Origin of the sequence: Nocardia sp. NPDC004860, assembly GCF_040609015.1 — a bacterium.
In the GTDB taxonomy this organism is placed as follows: domain Bacteria; phylum Actinomycetota; class Actinomycetes; order Mycobacteriales; family Mycobacteriaceae; genus Nocardia.
Window position 1 is genome coordinate 188,338 of the sequence record NZ_JBEXJI010000003.1, and the last position, 22,029, is coordinate 210,366.

Below are 22,029 nucleotides of genomic sequence, written 5' to 3' on the forward strand. Positions count from 1 at the left end.
GCTATCCGGATGATCTTATTTCGTGCCCGATTTCCTGATTGCCGGAAATACACGGTGCGGGTCGCTCGAATGTCGCCGGGGATTCAGCGTTCGATGCGACCCGAATCACGTTCGCGGTAGCGCACATTCGGCCGCGGATGCGGTGGCAGTTCACCCGGCTGCGCGCGACGGCGGCGGCCGCCCTCGGCGGGGGCCGGATTGCGCTCGGGGGCGGCGTGGCGTTCGGCGCCGCGACCCACGGCCTGCTCGGGGCTCTGCGCGCGGCGGCGGCGGCCCTCGCCCTGGGCGGCTTCCGGCGCCGGCGGGGTGGCGCGACGCTCACCGTTGCGGGGGCGATCGGCCGGGGCGGCGCGGCGTTCACCGTTGCGCGGCTGGTCGCCAGGGGCCGCGCGGCGCTCGCCGGCGCGGGACGGCTGCTCGGCGTACTGGGCCCGGCGGCGCCCCTCGGCGGTAGCGGCGCCGGACTGGTTCGGGCCCGCGGCGCGGCGGCGGCCCTCGGTGGCGGCCGGGGTGCGTTCGGCGGCGGTCTGATCCGGATCCTGGGCGCGGCGGCGGCGGCCCTCGCCGGCGGGTCGTCCGGTGTTGCTCACCCGCGGCGGCCCGGCCGCGACCCGGGCGTCCGCGCGGCGGGACGAACGAGCGGCCTCGGTGTCGGGAGTGTCGCCTTCCTCAGCGGCGTCCGCGCCGGGCCGGAAGCGGCGTCTGGCGGGTTCCTTGGTGGAGCGGGTGCGCTGAGCGCGGGCGCTGCCGGGGCGGGTGGCACGGGCCCGGGTACCGCGTGGTTCGCCGGTCGCGCCGGCCTTGGTCTCGCGGTGGTGCAGCACGATGCGGACCGCGCCGACGATCAGCACGATCACGGTGGCCAGCGCCATGGTGGGGAACCGATTCACCAGCGGGATGGCCAGATTCAGCAGGATGTCCTTCAGCTTGAGACTGCCGGAGGACCCGAATAGGAACTGGTAGGCCAGCGGCACCGCGATGAACAGCAGCAGCGGGGGGAGCACGAGCGTGGTGAACAGTCCCCGGTAGCGGACCGCGAGCACGGCCACCACACAGCCGGCGATGTACAGCAGGGCGAAGGAACCGGTGAGTTCGTCGCCCTGTGGTCGGCTACCCGAGCTCTGAGCGTCGATCAGAAGACCGACGAACGTGCACGTCACAGCGATCAGCACCGCGGCTCCGGCCGGGACGCCGGGAACCGACGGCAGGATCGAACGGTGCGACTGGGGCACCTCGGTTCGCTCGCGTTGGGTAACTGCCACGTCAAGCACACTAAGGCATATCGGTGTTTCGCGAGGCAGGCGACATCAGGCGGCTATGCGGAATCGCATGAACCCGGTGATAGCTATTCGACCCCAGCGCATAGACCAAGCGGTTGCTCAGGCATCACCCCCGCTGTTCGATCCCATCGGCGAACCCCACCGCGTACTCGTCCGCGAACCCCACGGCCCGCGGCCAGCTCTCCACCCGCCGGACCTCCGGGACCGGCGCATCGGCGATCTCCAGGTCGTGCAGCTTCCGGGCGGTCACCATGACCCGCGACTCCACCGACGCCACGGTGTGGTTGTAGGCGTCGACCGCCTTGCCCAGCTGCGCGCCCAGCCGGTCCAGGTGGCGGCCGGTGGTGCCGAGCCGGGTATAGAGCTCACGGCCCAGCTGCTGGATCACCGCCATGTCCGCCGACAGCGCCTCCTGCCGCCAGCCCAGCGCGACCGTGCGCAGCAGGGCCATGAGTGTGGTGGGCGTCGCCAGGACCACATTGCGACCGAAGGCGTACTCGAGCAACCCGGAGTCGGTGGTGAGGGCCGCGTCCAGGAACGGATCGCCGGGCACGAACAGGACCACGAACTCGGGGGAGGGATCGAAGGCCGCCCAGTACTCCTTGGCCGCCAGCTGATCCACATGGTTGCGCAGATGCCGGGCGTGGCGGGCCAGGTGGCCCTCGCGCTCGCGCGGGTCCTCGGTACCGGCGGCGTCCAGGAAGGCGATGCAGGGCACCTTGGCGTCCACCACGATCTGGCGGCCGCCGGACAGGCGCACCACCAGATCCGGGCGCACCACGGTGTCGCCGCGACGGGTGACCTGGGTGTCGAAATCACAGTGCCGGGCCATGCCGGCCAGTTCGACCACACGCTCGAGCTGGATCTCGCCCCAGCGGCCGCGCACCTGGGGCGCGCGCAGCGCGGCCACCAATTGACCGGTCTGCGTGAACAACTGATGTGACATCCGCTGCATGCCCGCGACCTGTTCGCGCAGGCCGGAGTACGCGTTGATGCGGTTGTGCTCGACCTCGCGAATGTGGCGGTCGAGGCTGCCGACCGCCTCCCGCAGCGGATCGACCAGCGCGCCGATGGCGTGGGACTGCCGGCGGGCCGCGTCCTCGCTGGCCGCGCCGAGTGATTGCCGCAACAGTTGCTCGTTGTCCCGCATGGCCGCCAGCCGCGCCTCGGCCACCGCCGCCCGCTGTCCCGCGCGTGCGGCGTGGCCGAGCCAGCCCAGGGCCAGCCCCGATACGAACACCAGCAGCAGCGCGAACAGCATCGGTGCGGTCATGGCGGAGATAGTGCCGGAGACCACCGACAATTCCGCCGCTCCGGGATTTCGGCGGCGCGTCGGGACCAATTCCGCCTCTCCGGGACTTCAGCGGGCGGCTCGGAGCCGTCGACGGTTGGGCGTCCGTGCCGGTGGTCGGGTGCCGACCCGATTCCGGGCGTGCCCGGTGAGTTACCCCGACCGTTGCGAAAACAGCTGTCGCCCTGGCATACGCGCGGTGTGTTCGACGCGACTCGCGAGGGTGTCGCGCGGGTTGTCGGGGGGATCCAATAGCGTCTTGCGGCATGCGGATCCTGCACACCTCCGACTGGCATATCGGGCGCACCTTTCATGGCGTCGATCTGCTGGCCGATCAGGAGTGCTCGCTGCGGGCCATCGCGGAATTGGTGGCGGCCGAGGGGGTGGACGTGGTCGTGCTGCCAGGGGATGTGTACGACCGTTCCATTCCCAGTGCGGATGCGATTGCGGTGTGCAATCGGGGATTCGAGGCAATTCGGGCGGCGGGGGCGACCATTGTCGCCACCTCCGGTAATCACGACTCGCCGACTCGGCTCGGTGCGCTCGGCAGTTTCGCGGCGGCGGGCGGATTGCATTTGCGCTGCCGGATCGCGGATGTGGCGCGGCCGATCGTGCTGTCCGATGAATTCGGCGACATTGCCTTCTACGGCATTCCCTACCTGGAGCCGGAGATCACCCGGGTGGAATTGGGCGTGCCGCAGGCGCGTTCGCACGCCGAGATCCTGGACGCGGCCATGAGCCTGGTGCGTGCCGATCTCGCCGGGCGGGCGGGGGCGCGGTCGGTGGTGCTGGCGCATGCTTTCGTGGTGGGCGGCGAGGCCACCGGGTCGGAGCGGTCCATTTCGGTCGGGGGCGTGGAGACCGTGCCGCTGTCGGCCTTCGCCGGGATCGACTATGTGGCGCTCGGCCACCTGCACTCGCCGCAGACGCTGTCGGAGTCCGTCCGCTATTCGGGTTCGCCGCTGCCGTATTCGTTCGGCGAGCGCTCGCACCGCAAAGCGGTCTGGATCGTGGACATCGACGCCGCGGGGCTGTCCGCCGTCGAGCGCCACGAACTCCCGGTGGTGCGTGGCCTCTCACAACTCGCCGGGCCCCTGGAATCCCTCCTGGAAGCGCCGGAGCACACCGAAGCCGAATCGCACTATGTCTCGGCCACCCTCACCGACGAGGCGCGCCCCGTGGACGCGCTGCGCCGCCTCCGCGAGCGTTTCCCGCACGCCGTCCACGTGGAATGGCAACGCCCCGAAGGCAACCCGGAACTTCGCTACCGCGAACGCGTGCACGGCCGCCGTGACACCGAGATAGCCCGGAGCTTCCTCGCCGACGTCCGCGGCACCCCCACCCCCGGCGAAATGACCTGGCTCGAACGCGCCCTCGCCGCCGCCACCCGTGAAACCGACGCTCCCCTGCGCCTTCCCGCCCCGGCCGAAACCGCCGCGCCCGTTTCTCCGGCCGCTGTCGCCGCCGAGGATGTCGTGCCTGTCGGTGCTGCGTTGGGCGATCCGGCCGCCGCATCGGTCGAACGGGCTGCGGCCGCCGCGGTTGCCGTCTCTGTCGAGGCGGCCGGCATTTCCGAAGGCGGCGCACTGACAGCTGCAGTGCCCGGGGAGGCTGTCGTGGCCGCGGAGGGCGCGTTGTTCGCCGTGCCCGATGATGCCGATGCGGCGGGTGCAGGCGCCGGACATGGATCGGTGGGCGCCGATTCGGTGGGAGGCGGCGGCGGGGCCGAGGTTGCGGCGCGGGTGGTGAGTGCGGCCGGGTTCGATGGGTCGGTGCGTGGGGTGGACGCGGCGGAGGCCGACGCGGCGCTCGGGCTGTTCGATCTGGGTGACTTCGGGTTGGAGCCGGGCGAATCGGGCGATATGGCCGGCGGGATGACCGCATGAGCGTTGGGGCGCTGAGTGTTTCGGCGTGTCCCGCGGTGGGCGGTGGGTGCCGGGTAGTTGGATGGGGAGTGGCGTTGAGGGAAGGGAGCGCTGCGTGCGGCTGCATCGGCTGGAGCTGACGGCGTTCGGGCCGTTCGCCGAGACGGCCGTGGTCGACTTCGACGAGCTCGGTGCGGACGGGTTGTTCCTGCTGCACGGGCAAACCGGGGCGGGGAAGACCACGGTGCTGGACGCCATCGCGTTCGCGCTGTACGGGAGCGTGCCGGGGGCACGTGGCGATATCAAGCGGCTGCATTCGGACCACGCCGACGAGCAGACGCCGCCCCGGGTGCTGCTGGAGGCCACGGTGGGTGGCCGGCGGCTGCGCCTGAACCGGTCGGCGGAATTCCAGCGGCCGAGCAAGCGCGCCAAGTCGGGCTGGGTGAAGGAGAACGCGGCCGCCACGCTGGAGTGGCTGGACGGGCGGGGCCAGAACCTGTCCCGCATTCCCGATATCGGCGACGAGGTGCTGCGCCTGCTGGGCATGAGCGCCGATCAGTTCTTCCAGGTCGTACTACTGCCGCAGGGTGATTTCGCGCGGTTCCTGCGGGCCGACAACGAGGATCGCGAGAAGCTGCTCGAAAAGCTCTTCGACACCGAGCGTTTCGGCACCGCCGAGCAGTGGCTGGTCGACAAACGCCGGACGAGCTCGGCCGATCTGGATGCCCGCAAGCACAGCATCGACCGTCTCATCGCCCAGGTCGGCACGGCCGCGGGCCTGCCCGCCACCGAGACGGCCGGGCTGCTCGAGTCGGTCGGCTGGTCGCAGTCCCTGCTGGCAGCCGCCCGCTCCTTGGTGACCGAGACGGCCGCCGATCTGCGGCAGCGCCGGCAGGATTCGGCCGGTGTGCGCGCCGCAGCGGAGGCGGAGCGCCGCCGCCACGAGCTCTTCCGCCGCAGCACCGCGGCCCGCATCCAGCTGGCCGACTTCGCCGCCACCGCCGACCACCGCACTGCGCGTCAGTCCGAACTCGATCGGGCCCGCCGCGCCGAACCCGTCGCCACCGCCCTGGCCGAGGCCCGCGCCGCCGCCGTCACGCTGCGCCGCCGCACCGACGACGCCACCCGCGCCGCCGAGCGACTCGCCGACCGCCTCCTCGAACCGGCCAGCGCCGAGCTCTCCGGAACCACCTGGGCCGCAGCCGATCTCGCCGCAGCGGAACTCACCGGCACCGACCTCGCCGCCGACCTCGCGGACATCGACGCCGGCGCAGGTCACGCTGGAGATCTCACCGCCCCCAGCCCGTCCGACGCCGTCGACTCCGACGCTGGTGACCGGACGCACGACGGCAACGGTGTCGAGGACGCTGGACCGGCGATGCTCGAGGGCCGTGCCCGGGGGCTCGAGGCGGCTGTGCAGCGGTGGAGCGCACAGGTGGGCGCGCTCGATGAGGTTCGGGCGGATGCGGATTCGGCGACCCGGTTGACGCGGGAGCTGGCCGGGTTGCGGACCGAGCAGGCCGATCTGGCTGCCCGTGCCGGCAAGCTGGCTCATCGGTTGCGGGAGCTGCCGGAAGCCGTTGCCGCGGTGGAGGTCCGGTTGCGGGACGCCGCGGATGCGGCGGCCGCATTGCCCGGACTGGAGGCCGAGTGCCAGCGGTTGCGCACCTCGGCCGCTGCCGCGGTGGAATTGGAGCGGCGGCGCGGTGAACTGGCCGGGGCGGGAACCGCTTTCGAGCGGGCGCGGATCGGGCACACCGAGGCGTGGCGGCGTACGCAGGCACTGCGGGAGCAGCGCATGGCCGGGATGGCGGCGGAGCTGGCGGAGGGACTGGCCGCCGGCGAGCCGTGCGCGGTGTGCGGGTCCCTCGCGCACCCGGATCCGGCGCGGCCGGCCGAGCATGCGGTGTCCAAGGCCGACGAGGACGCGGCGCTGGCCGCGGAGCGGAAGGCCGAGGCCGAGCGGGAGCGGGCCGGGCAACGGGTCGCCGAGCTGGAGCGGGCGGTCGAGGTGCTGGTCGAGCGGGGCGGCGATGTCGACAAGGCGGAACTTGCCGCCGCACTGGACGATTCGACCCGGCGGTACACCGCGGCCAAGGGCATCGCGGGTCTCGTGGACGGGCTGACCGCCGAACTCGGCACGCTGCGCGCGGATCAGACCCGGCTACAGGACGAGGCGCGGGAATGTGAAAGCCGTTCCAGTGCAACGACGGAGCGGATCGTCGCCACCGATCGGCGGCTGGCCGAACTCACCGAGCGGCTGCGCGCGGCCGCCGGCGCCGACGGCACCGTCGACCGCCGCCGGGCCCGCCTGACGGCGCTGGTCGAGGAGGCCACCGCGGTGCGGTCCGCGCGCGTCGCGGCGGCCACCGCTCGCGAGCAGGTCGCGGCGGCCGCCGTCCGGGTCGAAAAGCTTTCCTACGACGCGGGTCTGGTGGATTCCGCGCCGCCGGTGATGGGGGAGTCGGGGCCGGACTACGGCGTGCTGGGCGAGTACGCCCGCGCGGTCGACGCCGCCTCCCGCACCGCCGCGCAGCAAACGGCCATCGAGGACGAACTGGTGGCCGCCGACCGGGCTCGCGCGCACGCCGAGGCCGTGCTGGCCGAACCCGAGATCCAGTCGGCCGGGGAGGACGAACCCGGCGATCCGCGCGAGCTGGAAACCGCGGTGGCACAGGCGGAATCGGAGCTGAACCGGGCCGTCGCCGCGAACGCCGAGGCGGACCGGCGGCTGGCGCAGCTGGAGGGCCTGTGCGCACAGCTGTCGGCGGCCGTCGATCGCATCGCCCCGCTCCAGCGCTCCCACGACGAGCTGGCCCGTCTGGCCGAGGTGGTGTCCGGCCGTGGCGAGAACAACCGCCGCATGTCCCTGCGCTCGTACGTGCTGGCCGCCCGCCTGGAGGAGGTGGCGCTGGCCGGTTCGGTGCGGCTGCGCCGGATGTCCAGCGGCCGTTACGAATTCGTCCACACCGATGCCGCGGGCCCGCGTGGCCGCCGCGGCGGCCTGGGCCTCGACATCCGCGACGACTACACCGGCGCGATCCGCCCGGCCAAAACCCTCTCCGGTGGCGAGACCTTCATGGCCTCGCTGGCCCTGGCCCTGGGCCTGGCCGACGTCGTGTCGGCCGAATCCGGCGGCCTGGTCATGGACACCCTCTTCATCGACGAAGGCTTCGGCAGCCTCGACGCCGATACCCTCGACGCCGTGATGGGCGTCCTGGACGAGCTCCGTTCCGGGGGCCGGGTGGTCGGCGTGGTGAGCCATGTGGACGAAATGCGCCAGCGTATCCCCAGCCGCCTGCACGTCATTCGCGGCCGCACCGGCTCTCGCCTCGAAACCTCGGTCGGCGCATAGGCTTTCGACAGGGCGAAAGCCCGCACGGCAACGGCACCCGGCACCCCGGCCCGTCACGGCTCCAGGTCGGCCACGCCTTTGCCGCTCGAGATGTCGAACGGCACCGATACCTGATCGTGCGCGATCAACCAGGTGCCGTCGATCTTCCGCAGGCCGTAGGTGACCCGGACCCACATTCCGCTCGTCGCGGCCCCGTTCCTCAGCGTGCCGCTGAGACGAGCGAAGGCGTGCCCGAATGCCACATCATCACCGATGGTGAACGTCAGATCACGAACCTCATAGGTCACAGTCTCGAAGAACAGGAAGACTTTCGCCCAGTTCTCGAGTTTCGCCGCTATCCCGACATGCTGGAGCGGCGGCTCGACATCGAAGGACACGACGTCGGGCGTGTACGCCTGTTTCAGGGCGTCGAGGTCCTTGGCTCGCAGTCCTTCGACCACCTTGTCGATGTTCCGGCGAATCTCGACTTCGTCGGCCTCGATGCGGTCGGCGCGTGACCGAAAGTCGTTGGGTGTGGTCATGATCGACTCCTCAGGAATTGACGAGCGTGGTTTCGCCGGCCGCTCGCAGCGGCGCGAGCGCACCACTCCAGGCGATGAGCTGATCCAGCGTCTTGGTCAGGGCGGCGGCATGATGGTCGCGAGGTGTGAAGGTGGTGTGGTCCTCGAAATCGGTGAGCACCGAGATCGCGACTTGATAGCCGACATCGGCCATGCCCAGCGTGCTGCAGACCACCCGCAGCTGCACCACGGCGCGGGCGCCGCCGGCCGTGCCGTAGGAGACGAATCCGACTGCCTTGTCGGTCCATTCCCGGAGCAGATGGTCGAGGGCGTTCTTCAGCACCCCGGGGGCGCCGCTGTTGTACTCCGGGGTGACAATCACGAAGCCGTCGAAGCGGGCGATCCGTTCGGCCCAGGCGCGGGTGTGTGCATGCATCGACGGGCCGAACATCGGCGGCACGGGCTCGTCGAGATGCGGGAGCGGGTGGTCGCGCAGGTCGATCAGTTCGAACTCGGCGTCGCCGCGCTGCGCCGCCGAGTCCAGAACCCACTGTGCGACCTGCGGGCCTTTGCGGTTGGGCCGGGTACTGCCGAGGATGATGCCGATTCTGATCATCTCCGGAACTCCTGCTCTGCTGAGAACGTCATGACCCTCCGACGACACAGCCGTCCGGAATGTCAGGCCGCCTCACAAATCGGGTCGCTGATTCGTCGATTCGGTGGGTACGCACAGACCGAAGGAGCCGCACATGACCGACCCGCACCTGCCCGGGGTGATCGATGAACGCCGTCAGCTGATCAATCTCGCCTACCGGCTGCTCGGCTCCCTGTCCGAGGCCGAGGATGTGGTACAGGAGACCTACGCTCGCTGGTACGCGCTGTCCGAGCGGCAGCGGCGGGAGGTGGCGGCGCCCGGCGGGTGGTTGACGACGGTCGCCGGCCGGATCTGCCTCGATCTGCTCGGCTCGGCGCGCGCCAGGCGGGAACGCTATGTGGGCGAATGGATTCCGGAGCCGGTCCCCGACCGATCCGAATGGCTCGACGGTCCCGCCCCCGTCGATCCCGCCGACCGGGTCACCCTCGACGAGTCGATCAGCATGGCCTTCCTCGTCGTGCTGGATTCCATGACACCGGCAGAGCGGGTGTCGTTCATCCTGCACGACGTCTTCCGCTATTCCTTCGCCGAGGTCGCCGGCATCGTCGGGCGCACCCCCGCAGCCTGCCGCCAGCTCGCCTCCAGCGCCCGCCGCCGCATCGATACCTCGCGGAGCCCGTCGAGCGCCGTGCGCGCCGAGGTGGTCCGGGATTTCAAACGGGCTTGGGAGACAAAGGATATCGAGGCCCTGATCGGCCTGCTCGATCCGCAGGTGATCGCCACGGCCGACGGCGGCGGTCTGGCGCTATCCTTCCACGACCCGATCAACGGCGGTGAGCAGGTCGCCCACGCCTGGATGGAAATCGCCACCCGCGGTGCCGCGGTAACCCTGCTGGAGCGGACGGTGAACGGCCAGCCCGGCCTGGTCGCGCAGCTCGACGGCACCATCGTCTCGGTCTACGCGTTCGATATCGCGGACGACCGGATCACCCGCATCTGGGTGATCCGGAACCCGGAGAAACTGCGGCCCTGGACGGCCGGCTGAACCGAACAGCGCATCCGTACGCTGTTCCGATTCGGTTATCGGCCCGCGAAGCGCACTTCGGCGCGGGCGCGGGCCTTGGCGGCCTCGACCTCGCGGTCCTTGGGCGGGGCGGTGGTGGTCAGGCTGTTCAGCAGGCGGGTGGTCGCCGCGGCGATCTCCTCCACCGCCAGGTCGAAGGCGTCCTGGTTGGCCTGGGACGGTTTGGTGCTTCCGCTGATCTTGCGGACGTACTGCAAGGCGGCCGCGTGCACCTCGTCCGGGGTGGCCGGCGGCTCGAAGTTGTGCAGGGTGTGAATGTTGCGGCACATGGCTGCCACGGTACGCCCGGGCACCGACGCGGCCCGGGCACGCTCGGGCGCCGACCCCGGGGGCGAGAGCCCTCAGGCCGACTCGTGGTCGAGCAGCCAGCGCTTGATCGGCAGGCCGTAGCGGAAGCCGCCGAGGCTGCCGTCGGTGCGGATCACCCGGTGGCAGGGCACGAAGAGCGCGGCGGCATTGCGGGCGCAGGCATTGGCCGCCGCGCGGGTGGCGGCGGGCCGCCCGGAGATGGCCGCGAAGTCGGTGTAGGTGACGGGAGCTCCGGCCGGCACCTTGCGCAGGATCTCCCAGGCGTGGGTGAGGAACGGTCCGGAGACCTGGCGCACGGCGATGCCGTCGATGGCCGTGAGGTCACCGGCGTGGTACTCGGTGACCGCCCGCGTGACCGCGCCGAGGGCGTCGCGTGCGCGCAGGGCGGCGGGCCGGATGCCGGGGTGGATGAGCACCCGCAGTTCCTCCGGGTCAGCGGTCCAGCCGGAGGCGAGGACCACCCCGTCGGCGTCCACGATGGCGGTGAACGGACCGGCGGGTGTTGCGACGGTGGCGTAATCGGCTGTGCCGAAAGGGGTTTCGGAGCTCACTGCGGGGTCCTCCGGTTGGCCTCGGTGGGGTGGGCGAGGGCGTATTTCCACAGATGCATGGTGAGATAGGAGCGCCACGGCGACCAGCGGGCGGTATCGGCGAGGTCGATGCCGAGCAGGCCCGCGCCGCGGCGCACGATCAGGTCGGAGGGTAGGAGCACATCCGGATCGGCGAGCAGGCGCATGGTGACGTAGTCCGCGGTCCAGGGCCCGACCCCGTCCAGGGCCAGTAGGTCGCGGCGCAGTTCACCGGCGGTGCGGCCGGAGTGCAGCACCAGGTCGCCGGTGGCCAGCGCCTTGGCCGCGCCGACGATGGCCTCGATGCGCCGGCTCGGCCCGGTCAGTACCTCGGAGCCGCGTTCGGCGATGGCCTCGGCGGTGGGGAACAGGTGCGGGATCGGCCCGGCGATGGTCTCGCCCAGGCCCTGTACCAGCCGCGCGGTGTGGGTATTGGCCGCGGCCACCGAGATCTGCTGCCCGATCATGGTGCGCAGCAACAGTTCCGGGCCGTCCAGGCAGCCGGGGACCCGGATGCCGGCGGGCAGCACGGCGCCCGGAAAGCCCGGGCGCGGTGGGCTTCCCGCCATGCCGGCGGCCATGGCCTCGTCGATCCCGATGGGATCGGCATCCAGATCCAGGAGGTGCCGGATGCGGGCGACGGTCGGCGCGAGGTCGCGCATGTCCTGCAGCGACAGTGAGGCCCGCACGTGGCCGGGCTGGATGGACAGCCGAATGGTGGTGTGGCCGTGCGGGGTTCGCAGGCTGCGGCTGTAGACGCCGTTCTCCCACAGCTCCACGCCCGGGACGCTGTGGGCGGACAGGAACCATTCCAGCCACGACTTGTCCAACGGTTCGCGATAAGGGAGTCGCAGGGTGAGCAGCCCGTTGGTGGCCGGCAGCGTGTCGCCGTTGCGGCGCCGGGATTCCTCGCGCAGCGTGGTCGGGCTCACCGCGAACACCTCGCGCACGGTGTCGTTGAACTGCCGGATGCTGGCGAATCCGGCCGCGAACGCGATGTCCGACATCGGCAGCCGGGTGGTCTGGATCAGCAGCCGGGCGGTGTGCGCGCGGTGGGCGCGCGCCAGTGCCAGGGGGCCGGCGCCGAGCTCGCTGGTGAGTACCCGGGTGAGCTGGCGCTGGGAGTAGCCGAGGGCGTCGGCGAGGGCGGGCACGCCGCCGCGCTCGATGACGCCGTCGCCGATCAGGCGCATGGCGCGGGAGGCCAGGTCCGCGCGGGTGTTCCAGAGGGGCGAGCCGGGCGCGGCGTCGGGCAGGCACCGGCGGCAGGCGCGGAAGCCGTGCTGCTGCGCGGCGGCCGCGGTGGGCAGGAAGGTGACGTTGGTGCGTTTGGGGGTGATGGCCGGACAGGAAGGGCGGCAATAGATTCCGGTGGTGCGCACCGCGGTCACGAACTGCCCGTCGAACCGGGCGTCCCGGGTTGCCACGGCGCGGTAGCAACGCTCGAAATCCAAGTCGTTCGCACTCACGCATACCACCATGTCAGTCCCGGCCGACCTCTGCTAGCGGGTATCGGACATGGATGTTGGCGGAAAACCGCCACTCGTGTCAACAGCAGCGATTTGCGGGGTTCTCGGCGGCGGCCGCATGGCGATCGAGCCAATACTGGCGCTCGCTGGGAATCTCGCATCCCGGGTGCCGCAGCCGCAGGTGATCGACGTAGCGGGCGTAGTCGTTGCCGCCGAGGATCGAGTTGAACCACCAGGCAACGGCTTTCACGGCCCGGACGAGGGCGAGCCCCGCCCGCCGCAGCGGACCTGCGGCGAGCGGGGCTTCGGGGGTACTCATCGGCGCGTCAATGACTGGCGACCGTGGCCGCGCCGGGCGCGCGGATCTTGCCCTCGGCGATCAGGGTGTCCCATTCCTGCTGGACCTCCTTCTCCGCCTTGGTGGCGAGGAAACCGCTGGGGCCGAAGATCTTCGACGGCACCTCCGGCGATTCGGTGGTCTCACCGCCGCCCTTGCGGATGGCGCGCAGGCAGACCCACACGCCGACCAGCGCCACGATCAGCACCATCACCGCGAACACGATGGAGAGCGTGCCCTGGACGAAGGTATTGCGGATGATCTTGTCCATATCGTGGATCTGCTGATTCAGCGCGGCGACGTCCTTGACGCCCTTCGGCAGCTGCCCCGCATCGCGTGCGGCGATGTAGGCGTTCTGCTTGTCGATGGTGTTGTTGTGCAGCGTCCAGTAGCCGATCTTCGGGTCACCCGAGAAGATCTTCTGGAACGAGGCAGTCATGGTGACGATCAGGTCCCAGGCCAGCGGAAGCGCCGGTATCCAGGCCCATTTCACCAGCCCCTTCTTGACCACGATCACCAGCACCACCGTCAGCGCGATCGCCGCCAGCAGCTGGTTGGAGATGCCGAACAGCGGGTACAGGGTGTTGATGCCGCCCAGCGGGTCGGTGACACCCATCAGCAGCACCGAACCCCACGCGGCCACGACCACGCCGGAGCAGATGAACACGCCCGGCCACCACGACGGATCCCGGAACTTCTTGGCCACGCCGCCCAGGTTGCCCAGCGAATCGGAGAGCATGAACCGCGCGACGCGGGTGCCCGCGTCGATGGTGGTGAGGATGAACAGCGCCTCGAACATGATGGCGAAGTGGTACCAGAACGCCTTGAGCGAGGTGCCGCCGATGAACTTGTGCATCACCTCGGTCATGCCGATGGCGAGGGTGGGCGCGCCACCGGTGCGCGAGTAGACCCGGGACTCACCGACGCTCTGCGCCATGTCGTTGAGGTACTTCGCGTCGATCGGGCTGCCGCCCACACCGAGCTTGTTCACGCTGTCGGCCGCGGCCTGCGCGGAGGTGAGGCCGGGGCTGTTGATGGCGAAGTACAGGTGCTGATCCAGGATCGACGCCGCGATGATCGCCATGACCGCCACGAACGACTCCATCAGCATGCCGCCGTAGCCGATCATGCGCGCCTGCGACTGCTTCTCCAGCAGCTTCGGCGTGGTGCCCGAGGACACCAGCGAGTGGAAGCCGGACAGCGCGCCGCAGGCGATGGTGATGAACAGGAACGGGAACAGGCTGCCCGCGAAGGACGGACCGTTGCTGTTGGACGCGAACTGGGAGACCGCGGGGGCCTGCAGCACCGGCATGGTGACCAGCACGCCGATGGCGAGCAGGCCGATGGTGCCGATCTTCATGAAGGTGGACAGGTAGTCGCGCGGAGCCAGCAGCAGCCACACCGGCAGCACCGAGGCGATGAAGCCGTAGATGATCAGCATCCAGGCGATAGTGGTGCCGGACAGCGTGAACAGGTCGCGGCCCCAACCGGATTGGGACACCGGATTGCCCAGCAGAATCGCCGCCAGCAGCAGCACGAAGCCGAACAGCGACACCTCGCCGACCTTTCCGGGCCGGAAGAAGCGCAGGTACAGGCCCATGAACAGGGCGATCGGGATGGTCATCGAAATGGAGAACACACCCCACGGGCTACCGCCCTCGAGTGCGCCGGTGGTCGGATTCTTGGTCGCGGCAAGGGCATTCACCACCACGATGCCCAGCACCGCGAGCAGGATCATCATGATCACCAGCACCGCGATGATGGCCGCGATGCCGCCGACCACGCCGAGCTCGTCGCGCGCCATCTGGCCCAGCGACCGGCCGCGGCGCTTCACCGAGGCCCACAGCACCAGGTAGTCCTGCACCGCACCGGCCAGCACCACGCCGACGATGATCCAGATGGTGCCGGGCAGATAGCCCATCTGCGCGGCCAGCACCGGGCCGACCAGCGGGCCGGCGCCCGCGATGGCGGCGAAGTGGTGGCCGAACAGGACCCGGCGGTCCATCGGCATGTAGTCCTTGCCGTTCTCCATCTCCTCGGCGGGAGTGGCGACGTCATCGCGCGGCTTGGTGATCCGGTATTCGATGAGCCGGGCGTAGAACTGGTACGCGAGTACGTAAGTGCAGAGGGCGGCGATGACGATCCACACCGCGTTCACGTTCTCGCCGCGCATGAAAGCGAGGATGGCCCAGGCGATTGCGCCGATGACGGCGATGACGAGGAAGATGCCCTTCTTCGCGGGCGTCATGGGCGTCCGGTCCACGACACCTACCGGAGGTAGGTCGGGATCCGTCCGGAGGTATTCGATGGTCGCCATGCGACAACTCTCCCTGCGGTACTGCGGCTTCTAACTGAAATGGTCACAACGTAGCCCAACCGACATGCGAGTGAACCGGCTTCGACCGGCTGTTCACCTGCTGTCGTACCGCCAGGTACGGGTGGCCCGGCGGACGCTGCGGCCGGCGCGCGGGGGTGGTGCGGGCCAGTCGGATTCCCGCGACTTCGCGTGTTTGCCGCGTGTCGCAGATTGCTCCCCGTATGCTGCCATGCTGGTTCGAGATCTGCGTCACTGTGGTCCTTTAGTTCGTTTAGTTCACGGAGATATATCTTTGGCGAGCGAATGGGCGGCCCGGCCCGGCGGAATGGATCGGCGTAGCCTGCTGCGCTCGGCCGCGCTGGCGGCGCTGCTGGCCGCGGGCGGCTGCGCGGGCCGGGACGACGACGCGGTCACCTTCTTCTTCCAGGCGCGGCCCGAGGAGGCCCGGGCGCGGCTGCGCATCATCGACGAATTCCACCGGCGGCGACCGGATATCAGGATCCGCACCATCATGTCCGGGCCCGACCCCCTGCAGCAGATGCTCACCTACTGCGCGGGCGGCAAATGCCCGGATGTGCTGATGGCGTGGGAGCTGCTCTACGCCGGGCTCGCCGATCGGGGTGTGCTGGTGGATCTGCGCGAATTCCTGGACCGGGAGCCGGATTACGCCACCCGGCTGCGCGCCGACGGGTACGCGACGCTGCGCGACACCTTCGTCTGGGACGGCGGGCAGTACGCGCTGCCGGAGCAGTGGTCGGGGGTGTTCCTCTACTACAACCGGAAGCTGTTCGCCGAGGCCGGGATTCGCCCGCCCGCCCACTGGTCCGAGGCCTGGACCTTCGCGGAGTTCCTGGCGGCCGCGCGGGCGCTCACCCGCCGCGACGCCGACGGGCGCACCGGGCAGTGGGGATTCGTGGACGCCTGGGTGCCCTACTTCTCGGCGGCCTGCTTCGGTATGAACAACGGCGTCGAATGGTTCAGTCCGCCGGTGCGGCCCACCAGCACCAATCTGGGGGATCCGCGGTTCGCGGCCGGGTTCCAGTTCTATGCCGACCTGGCCGTGCGGCACCGGGTCGCGCCCAGTGTCGGTGACCGGCAATCGGTTTCGGCGCAGGATCTGTTCCGCAGCGGGCGGGCCGCCATGCTCATGGGCGGGCACTGGCTGTATTCGGAGTTCACCGGGCACGACGACCTCGACTTCGATGTCACGGTGCTGCCGATCGGGCCGGGCGGGGGCCCGGGCGCGATCACCGATATCGGCAGCACCGGACTGGCCATCGCGGCGAGCAGTCCGCGGCGCGAACAGGCCTGGGAATTCGTGAAGTTCGCGACCGGGCCCGAGGGGCAGGCCATCATCGCGGAGTCGGGTCTGTTCGTGCCGGTCCTGCGATCGGCCATGCAGTCACCGGGATTCGCCGCGGCCCACCCGGCGCTGCGCAATCTCGAGGTCTTCACCGAGGGGCCGGAGAATTCGCGTCCGCTGGCCGTGACGCCCGTGTGGGGCAAGGTGGAGGCGCTGCTCGAGCGTGGCTGCAATCGAGTGCTGCGGGGCGCGGCGACAGCGGCCTCGCTGGGCGGGCAGACCAGCGCCGATATCGATCAGCTGCTGCGGGCGGCGGTATGAGGGGTGGGCCGGTGCTGGGGCGACGGCGGGCGCGCGCCGGAAGGCTGTTCGTGGCACCGAATCTGGCCGCCATCCTGGTGTTCATGCTGTTCCCGCTGGGGTTTTCGCTGTATCTGAGCTTCCACTCCTGGGATCTGTTCAGCCCGCCGCGGTTCGTGGGTGTGGCGAACTATCGGCGGCTGTTCTCCGCGGACCCGCTGTTCTATATCGCCCTGCGGAATACGGCGGTGTTCACGATCCTGACGCTGGTGCCGACCGTGGCGGTCAGCCTCGCCGTCGCGGGACTGCTGAATCGGAAGCTGCGCGGTGTCGGGGTGTTCCGGACCGTGGCGTTCCTGCCGCTGGTGGCGTCGACCGTCGCCATGGCGGTGGTGTTCCGCTTCATCTTCGCCAGCGATGACGGGCTCGCCAATATTCTCCTGGGCGGGCTCGGCCTCGGCCCGGTGCCGTGGCTGACCGATCCGCAGTGGGCCATGGTCTCGCTGAGCCTGGTGACGGTGTGGAAATCGGTGCCCTTCGCCACCGTCATCCTGCTCGCGGCCATGCAGGGCGTCCCCGAAAACCTGTACGAGGCAGCGAAAATCGACGGCGCGAACGCCTGGCGGCGTTTCCGCTCGATCACCATCCCGCTGATTCGCGGCGCGCTCTCCTTCGTCCTGGTCATCACCGTCATCAACTCGGTCCAGGCCTTCGACCAGGCCTATGCCCTGACCGGCAGCAACGGCGGCCCCGAGACCGGCACCTACGTTCTGGGAATCATGCTGTTCCAGAACGCCTTCCGCTTCTACGAGGTCGGCTACGCCTGCGCCCTGGCCTGGGTGATCTTCGCAATCCTGCTGGCCTTCACCCTGATCCAGCAATGGCTGGCCCGACGATCCGAGGCGGAGCTTTGAGCCGCGGCGGAGTGGTGCGCCGCCTGATCACCGGAGTGCTGACCTATCTGGCGCTGATCGTGGTGGCGTGGTGCGCGCTGACCCCGATCCTGTGGTCCGTCTCGGCCTCCCTGAAGTCCGACGGTGAGCTGACCGACGCGGCGCCGCTGCCGTCGCACCCCCGATGGTCCAACTACCGGGAGGCTTTCGACGCCATCCCGCTCGGCCGCATGCTGCTCAACACCGTCGTCTACGCCGCCTGCGTGACCGCCGGCCAGGTCTTCTTCTGCTCTCTGGCCGGATACGCCTTCGCCCGCCTGCGTTTCGCCGGCCGTGAGGTGCTGTTCGTGGGCTACCTGGCCACCCTCATGGTCCCGCTCACCGTCACCGTCATCCCGCAGTTCCTGCTCATGCGGGCCTTCGGCTGGATGGACACCCCCTGGGCGATGATCGTCCCCGGTCTCTTCGGGAGCGCCTTCGGCACGTACCTGATGCGCCAGTTCTTCCGCACCCTCCCCATCGAACTGGAGGAGGCGGCCATCCTGGACGGCTGCACCCCGTGGCAGACCTATTGGCGAGTCCTGTTGCCGCACACCAAACCGGCGGTCATGGTCCTGGCGGTCCTCACCTGGATTACCGTCTGGAACGACTTCCTCTGGCCCTTGATCATGATTCAACGCAACGACTACGCGACCGCCACCCTGGGTCTCGTCCGGCTCCAGGGGCAGTACTCGACCAACTGGCCGCTGCTCATGGCCGCGGCCACGGTCATCCTGCTGCCGTTGCTGCTGCTCTATGCGCTCGCTCAGCGCGCCTTCGTCCGCGGCATCGCCCTCTCCGGCCTGGGTGGCCGCTGATGGGCAGGACCGGTAGCTGGTCGGGCACGTGCCGTCCACATGCCCGACCTAGCGGCTAGCCGACCCGTGCCGCTTCGCGGCTGAGGATGCGTTCGCGTTGTTCTTCGAACCGGATGACGTCGCGACCGAGTTTCTCGAGGTACTGGTCGAGTACGTCGCGACTGCGTTCGCCACGCGCGGTGAAATCGGTGCGCTTGAAGACGTTCCAGATGCGCAGGACCGGCAACAGGACCTCGTCCAGATGCTGGCGCAGATCGTAGATTCCGTGCTTGACCATCAAGACGCCGTTGCGACGCCAGTTCGGCATGCCGGTGCCGGGCATGGCGAAGGTCATCACGATCTTGGTCACCGACTCCATCGCCTGGTCGGGCGCGACGTCGAAGGCGGCACCGGTGATGTTGCGATAGAACATCATGTGCAGGTTCTCGTCGGCCGCGATGCGTTGCAGCATCCGATCGGCGATCGGGTCGTCGCAGACCCGTCCGGTGCTGCGATGACTGACCCGGGTGGCCAACTCCTGGAAGGTCACGTACGCGACCTGATCGAGGACGCCGCCGAAGCCATCCGGCGCGTGGACGCCGCGGGTCAGGTGCACCATCCGGTCGTTCTCCAGCGCGACGGGGTCGACAGCGCGGGTGCACACCAGGTAGTCCCGCATGGCGATCGCGTGGCGGTTCTCCTCGGCGGTCCAGCGGCCGACCCAGGTGCCCCACGCGCCGTCCCGGGAGAAGTTCTCGGCGATCACCCGGTGGTAGGAGGGCAGGTTGTCCTCGGTCAGCAGGTTCGTGATCATCGCGATCCTGGCGACCTGGGAGAGGCGTGACTGCTCGGGCTCCCAATCGTCGCCACCCATGGCCGCGAAGTTGCGGCCCTCGCTCCAGGGCACATAGTCGTGCGGACACCAGTCCTTCGCCGTGGACAGATGCCGGTCGATATTGGCCGCGACAACCGGCTCCAATTCCGTCAGTAACTCGATTTGCGTCAAGTCCCTAGCCATACAGCGCCTTTCGGATTCGGTGGAAAAAACCACGGAACATACCGCTGTTCATGCATCACTGACTGCGCGGCATCGCCGCGCTTATACCCTAGACGGACGCGATGGGATTGGGGCGTATCCGGCCCTACCAGTCGAACCGCCGAGACGAATTTGCCGCATTTGTGACGACCATCACGATCGTGGCGTTCGCGCTGGTGAGAGTCGGTGGGGAAGGGTCTGTTCGGGGTCCTCGCAGTTTGCGAATGGTGTGCATGGGTATCGGTCTGTTTCGTGCGAGATACGACGGAACCGAACAGGGCCGGCTTTCCGCTGCGGAGGTCGGTCGCCGCGAGTGCCATGGGCAATGCCACCGAGTGGTTCGACTACGGCGTGTACGCCGCCACGGCCGGCTACCTCACGTCCGCCTTCTTCCCGGGCTCGCTGGGCACCCTCGGCACCATGCTGGGCTTCGCGATCTCGTTCGTGCTGCGCCCGCTGGGCGGCATGGTGTGGGGTCCGCTGGGCGACCGCATCGGCCGCAAGGCCGTGCTGGCGACCACGATCCTGATCATGTCGGTGGCCACCGGGGCCATCGGCATCCTGCCGACCCATGCCGCGGCCGGTGTGCTCGCGCCGATCCTGCTGATCCTGCTGCGGGTGGTGCAGGGGTTCTCCACCGGCGGAGAATATGGCGGCGCCGCAACCTATCTCGCGGAATGCGCGGAGGACCGCAGGCGCGGATTCCTGGGTAGTTTCCTCGAATTCGGCACGCTCGCAGGCTTTGTCGGCGGTTCGGCGGTGGTGCTGGCCTGCCAGCTGGCGCTCGGTTCGGACGCCATGTACGCCGGCGGCTGGCGTATCCCGTTCCTGCTGGCCGTCCCCCTGGGCCTGACCGGCTGGTATCTGCGCAGCAAGCTGGACGAGTCCCCGGTCTTCACCGAGCTGTCCGAGCAGGACGACCGGACCGCCCCGCCGGGCGGGCTGCGCCAGGTGCTCACCACCTACCGGCGCGAACTGCTCACCCTGATCGGGCTGGTGGTGGCGCTCAACGTGGTGAACTACACGCTGCTCACGTATCAGCCCACCTACCTGCAGCACACCATCGGCCTGGGCGAATCCACCACCACCGCCATGATGCTCATCGGCCAGCTGGTGATGATGGTGTCGCTGCCGTTGTTCGGCCGCCTCTCCGACCGGGTCGGCCGACGCCCGCTGTGGCTGGTCTCGCTGGTGGGGCTCACCGTCCTCGCGGTGCCCATGTACTGGCTGATGGGCCGCGGGACCGTCTGGGCCGTCATCGGATTCGTGGTGCTGGGCCTGCTGTACATACCGCAGCTGTCCACCATCAGCTCGACTTTCCCGGCCATCTTCCCCACCCACGTGCGCTATGCGGGATTCGCGTTGGGCTACAACGTATCCACGGCCGTCTTCGGCGGAACCGCCCCGCTGGTCAACGAGGCGGTCATCGAGCGCACCGGCTGGTCCCTGTTCCCCGCGGGCTATATGGTCGTCGCCTCCCTGATCGGCCTGGCCGCCTGCGCTTTCCTGCGCGAAACCGCCGGAACCTCACTACACGGCACCGAGATCCCCGCCGCCGAGCGCACACCCGTCGCGAGCACGAGCCGCGAACTGCCCTCCCTGAGTGCGGAAGGTTGACGGCACGCCGGTGTGGGTAAAGAACCCAGCATCCGTCGTTGTCGACCACTGGGGGAAATGTGCCCGAACCTGACGGTCAACTCTCTGAAATCTCCACCACCGCTCCGACATTCGTTTTCGTCCACGGCTTGACGAGCAACAGTTTCTTCTGGACGCCGGTAGTGCGCGAACTGGCATTGCTCGGACACCGCAGCCTGCCCGTGGACCTGCCCGGCCACGGGCTCGACGGCTCGATACCGCTGTCGTATCAGGCGCAGGACATTGCCGCATTCACCACCGTGCCGTCGCCGATGGCGGCAATCACCGTGCAGGACAATGTCACCCACGTCATCGACGCGGTGCGGCAGGTGCGGCGGCACGGCCCGGTGATCCTGGTCGGTCACAGCCTCGGCGGCATCACGATCGGTCTGGTCGGCAATGCCATACCCGAAGCCATTCACCGCATCGTCTACCTGTCCGCCTTCTGCCCGCCGACCCCGGACGCGCCCAGCGCCATGGCGCTGAGCCAGACACCCGAAGCCCTGAAGGACGTCCCGATCCCGAATCCGGACCATTCGCTCTTTCTGGGAATGGAACCGGTATCCCGCGGCCTCATCCGATTCAACCTGCGTTCGGCCGATCCCGAAGCGCTCGAGGATTTCCGGGTGACCAATATGCCCGAGGCCACGCTCGAGCAGATGCTCCTGGTACTCAACTTCGGAATGCAGCCCGAGGACGGCGCGCAAACCAATTTCGCCGACGCCCGGGTCGAGGCCGACACCTGGGGGCGAATTCCTCACAGCTACATACGTCTCACCCGGGACAATGTCATCTCCGCGGCGCTGGCCACGAAAATGATCGACGACGCCGACCGCCTCACCCCGGACAATCCCTTCGACGTGCACAGCCTCGAGGCCGGGCATGCCGGTGTCATGTTCCGGGCTCGCGAACTGGCGGCCATCCTCGATCAGCTCGTCTGAACCGACGATCAAGGCCGCCAATTGGTTTCGTCTGCGTCGGGTCGCGCTGGGCGGATCGACCGAGGCTGTCGACTCGGCTCAGAGCGCTGGGTCGCCGGTGCTCCGGCCGGAAGC

Annotated in this window: 17 protein-coding genes and 1 pseudogene; 8 read left to right on the plus strand and 10 right to left on the minus strand. The window is 69.3% G+C overall.

All coding sequences use genetic code 11. The features are described 5' to 3' along the window. Positions 1-83: 83 nt before the first annotated feature. Positions 84-1,262, minus strand: a complete 1,179-nt coding sequence (locus ABZV44_RS08525) for a DUF6542 domain-containing protein (protein WP_354833463.1) — start codon at positions 1,260-1,262, stop codon at positions 84-86. Between the two features lie 124 nt (positions 1,263-1,386). Next, positions 1,387-2,553, minus strand: a complete 1,167-nt coding sequence (locus ABZV44_RS08530; RefSeq protein ID WP_354833465.1) for a DNA recombination protein RmuC — start codon at positions 2,551-2,553, stop codon at positions 1,387-1,389. 284 nt (positions 2,554-2,837) lie between these two features. On the opposite strand from ABZV44_RS08530, the pseudogene ABZV44_RS08535 reads away from it, so the two are divergent. Next, a pseudogene (locus ABZV44_RS08535) lies at positions 2,838-3,959 on the plus strand (exonuclease SbcCD subunit D); the annotation flags it as partial. A 592-nt stretch (positions 3,960-4,551) separates the two neighbouring features. Further along, on the plus strand, positions 4,552-7,791 hold the full coding sequence (locus tag ABZV44_RS08540) for an SMC family ATPase (RefSeq protein WP_354833467.1): 3,240 nt from the start codon (positions 4,552-4,554) through the stop codon (positions 7,789-7,791). Between the two features lie 53 nt (positions 7,792-7,844). Here the strand turns inward: ABZV44_RS08540 and ABZV44_RS08545 are convergent, their stop codons facing one another. Then, positions 7,845-8,312, minus strand: coding sequence for a nuclear transport factor 2 family protein (locus ABZV44_RS08545; protein ID WP_354833469.1), 468 nt, complete (start codon positions 8,310-8,312; stop codon positions 7,845-7,847). 10 nt (positions 8,313-8,322) lie between these two features. Next, complete coding sequence (locus ABZV44_RS08550) at positions 8,323-8,907, minus strand: NAD(P)H-dependent oxidoreductase (protein ID WP_354833471.1); 585 nt, start codon at positions 8,905-8,907, stop codon at positions 8,323-8,325. Between the two features lie 133 nt (positions 8,908-9,040). On the opposite strand from ABZV44_RS08550, the gene sigJ reads away from it, so the two are divergent. Then, positions 9,041-9,931 carry an RNA polymerase sigma factor SigJ gene (gene sigJ, locus ABZV44_RS08555; RefSeq protein WP_354833472.1) on the plus strand — a complete coding sequence of 297 codons (891 nt, stop codon included), beginning with the start codon at positions 9,041-9,043 and terminating at the stop codon, positions 9,929-9,931. A 35-nt stretch (positions 9,932-9,966) separates the two neighbouring features. On the opposite strand, the gene ABZV44_RS08560 is transcribed toward sigJ, so the two are convergent. The 5 genes from ABZV44_RS08560 to ABZV44_RS08580 all read right to left on the minus strand — a co-directional run bounded on the left by ABZV44_RS08560 (position 9,967) and on the right by ABZV44_RS08580 (position 14,971). Beyond that, positions 9,967-10,239, minus strand: coding sequence for a DUF2277 domain-containing protein (locus ABZV44_RS08560; protein ID WP_354833474.1), 273 nt, complete (start codon positions 10,237-10,239; stop codon positions 9,967-9,969). A 72-nt stretch (positions 10,240-10,311) separates the two neighbouring features. Beyond that, positions 10,312-10,830: a methylated-DNA--[protein]-cysteine S-methyltransferase gene (locus tag ABZV44_RS08565; protein ID WP_354833475.1), complete on the minus strand. Its 519-nt coding sequence runs from the start codon at positions 10,828-10,830 to the stop codon at positions 10,312-10,314. Next, positions 10,827-12,329, minus strand: a complete 1,503-nt coding sequence (locus tag ABZV44_RS08570; RefSeq protein ID WP_354833477.1) for an Ada metal-binding domain-containing protein — start codon at positions 12,327-12,329, stop codon at positions 10,827-10,829. Before ABZV44_RS08570 ends, ABZV44_RS08565 begins: the two co-directional genes overlap by 4 nt. A 67-nt stretch (positions 12,330-12,396) precedes the next feature. After that, positions 12,397-12,636, minus strand: a complete 240-nt coding sequence (locus tag ABZV44_RS08575; RefSeq protein ID WP_354833479.1) for a YbdD/YjiX family protein — start codon at positions 12,634-12,636, stop codon at positions 12,397-12,399. A 7-nt stretch (positions 12,637-12,643) separates the two neighbouring features. Beyond that, entirely contained in the window at positions 12,644-14,971 is a 2,328-nt protein-coding gene (locus tag ABZV44_RS08580) for a carbon starvation CstA family protein (protein ID WP_354833481.1), read from the minus strand. A gap of 325 nt (positions 14,972-15,296) precedes the next feature. Between ABZV44_RS08580 and ABZV44_RS08585 the strand changes: the two genes are divergently transcribed. From ABZV44_RS08585 to ABZV44_RS08595, 3 genes are read left to right on the plus strand one after another with little or no spacing between them, the layout of a single operon-like run. Continuing rightward, the gene (locus ABZV44_RS08585) at positions 15,297-16,595 is read left to right on the plus strand and encodes a sugar ABC transporter substrate-binding protein (RefSeq protein WP_354834074.1); all 1,299 of its coding nucleotides are present in this window, start codon (positions 15,297-15,299) and stop codon (positions 16,593-16,595) included. Then, on the plus strand, positions 16,592-17,488 hold the full coding sequence (locus tag ABZV44_RS08590; protein ID WP_354833483.1) for a sugar ABC transporter permease: 897 nt from the start codon (positions 16,592-16,594) through the stop codon (positions 17,486-17,488). Before ABZV44_RS08585 ends, ABZV44_RS08590 begins: the two co-directional genes overlap by 4 nt. Next, positions 17,485-18,324 carry a carbohydrate ABC transporter permease gene (locus tag ABZV44_RS08595; RefSeq protein WP_354833485.1) on the plus strand — a complete coding sequence of 280 codons (840 nt, stop codon included), beginning with the start codon at positions 17,485-17,487 and terminating at the stop codon, positions 18,322-18,324. The genes ABZV44_RS08590 and ABZV44_RS08595 overlap by 4 nt, the downstream gene beginning before the upstream one ends. Before the next feature lie 55 nt (positions 18,325-18,379). Here ABZV44_RS08595 and ABZV44_RS08600 read toward each other — a convergent pair whose 3' ends face one another. Continuing rightward, the gene (locus ABZV44_RS08600; protein WP_354833487.1) at positions 18,380-19,321 is read right to left on the minus strand and encodes an acyl-ACP desaturase; all 942 of its coding nucleotides are present in this window, start codon (positions 19,319-19,321) and stop codon (positions 18,380-18,382) included. 336 nt (positions 19,322-19,657) lie between these two features. On the opposite strand from ABZV44_RS08600, the gene ABZV44_RS08605 reads away from it, so the two are divergent. Further along, the gene (locus tag ABZV44_RS08605) at positions 19,658-20,956 is read left to right on the plus strand and encodes an MFS transporter (RefSeq protein ID WP_354834077.1); all 1,299 of its coding nucleotides are present in this window, start codon (positions 19,658-19,660) and stop codon (positions 20,954-20,956) included. A gap of 59 nt (positions 20,957-21,015) precedes the next feature. Beyond that, positions 21,016-21,915, plus strand: a complete 900-nt coding sequence (locus tag ABZV44_RS08610) for an alpha/beta hydrolase (RefSeq protein WP_354834080.1) — start codon at positions 21,016-21,018, stop codon at positions 21,913-21,915. Positions 21,916-22,029 lie beyond the last annotated feature (114 nt).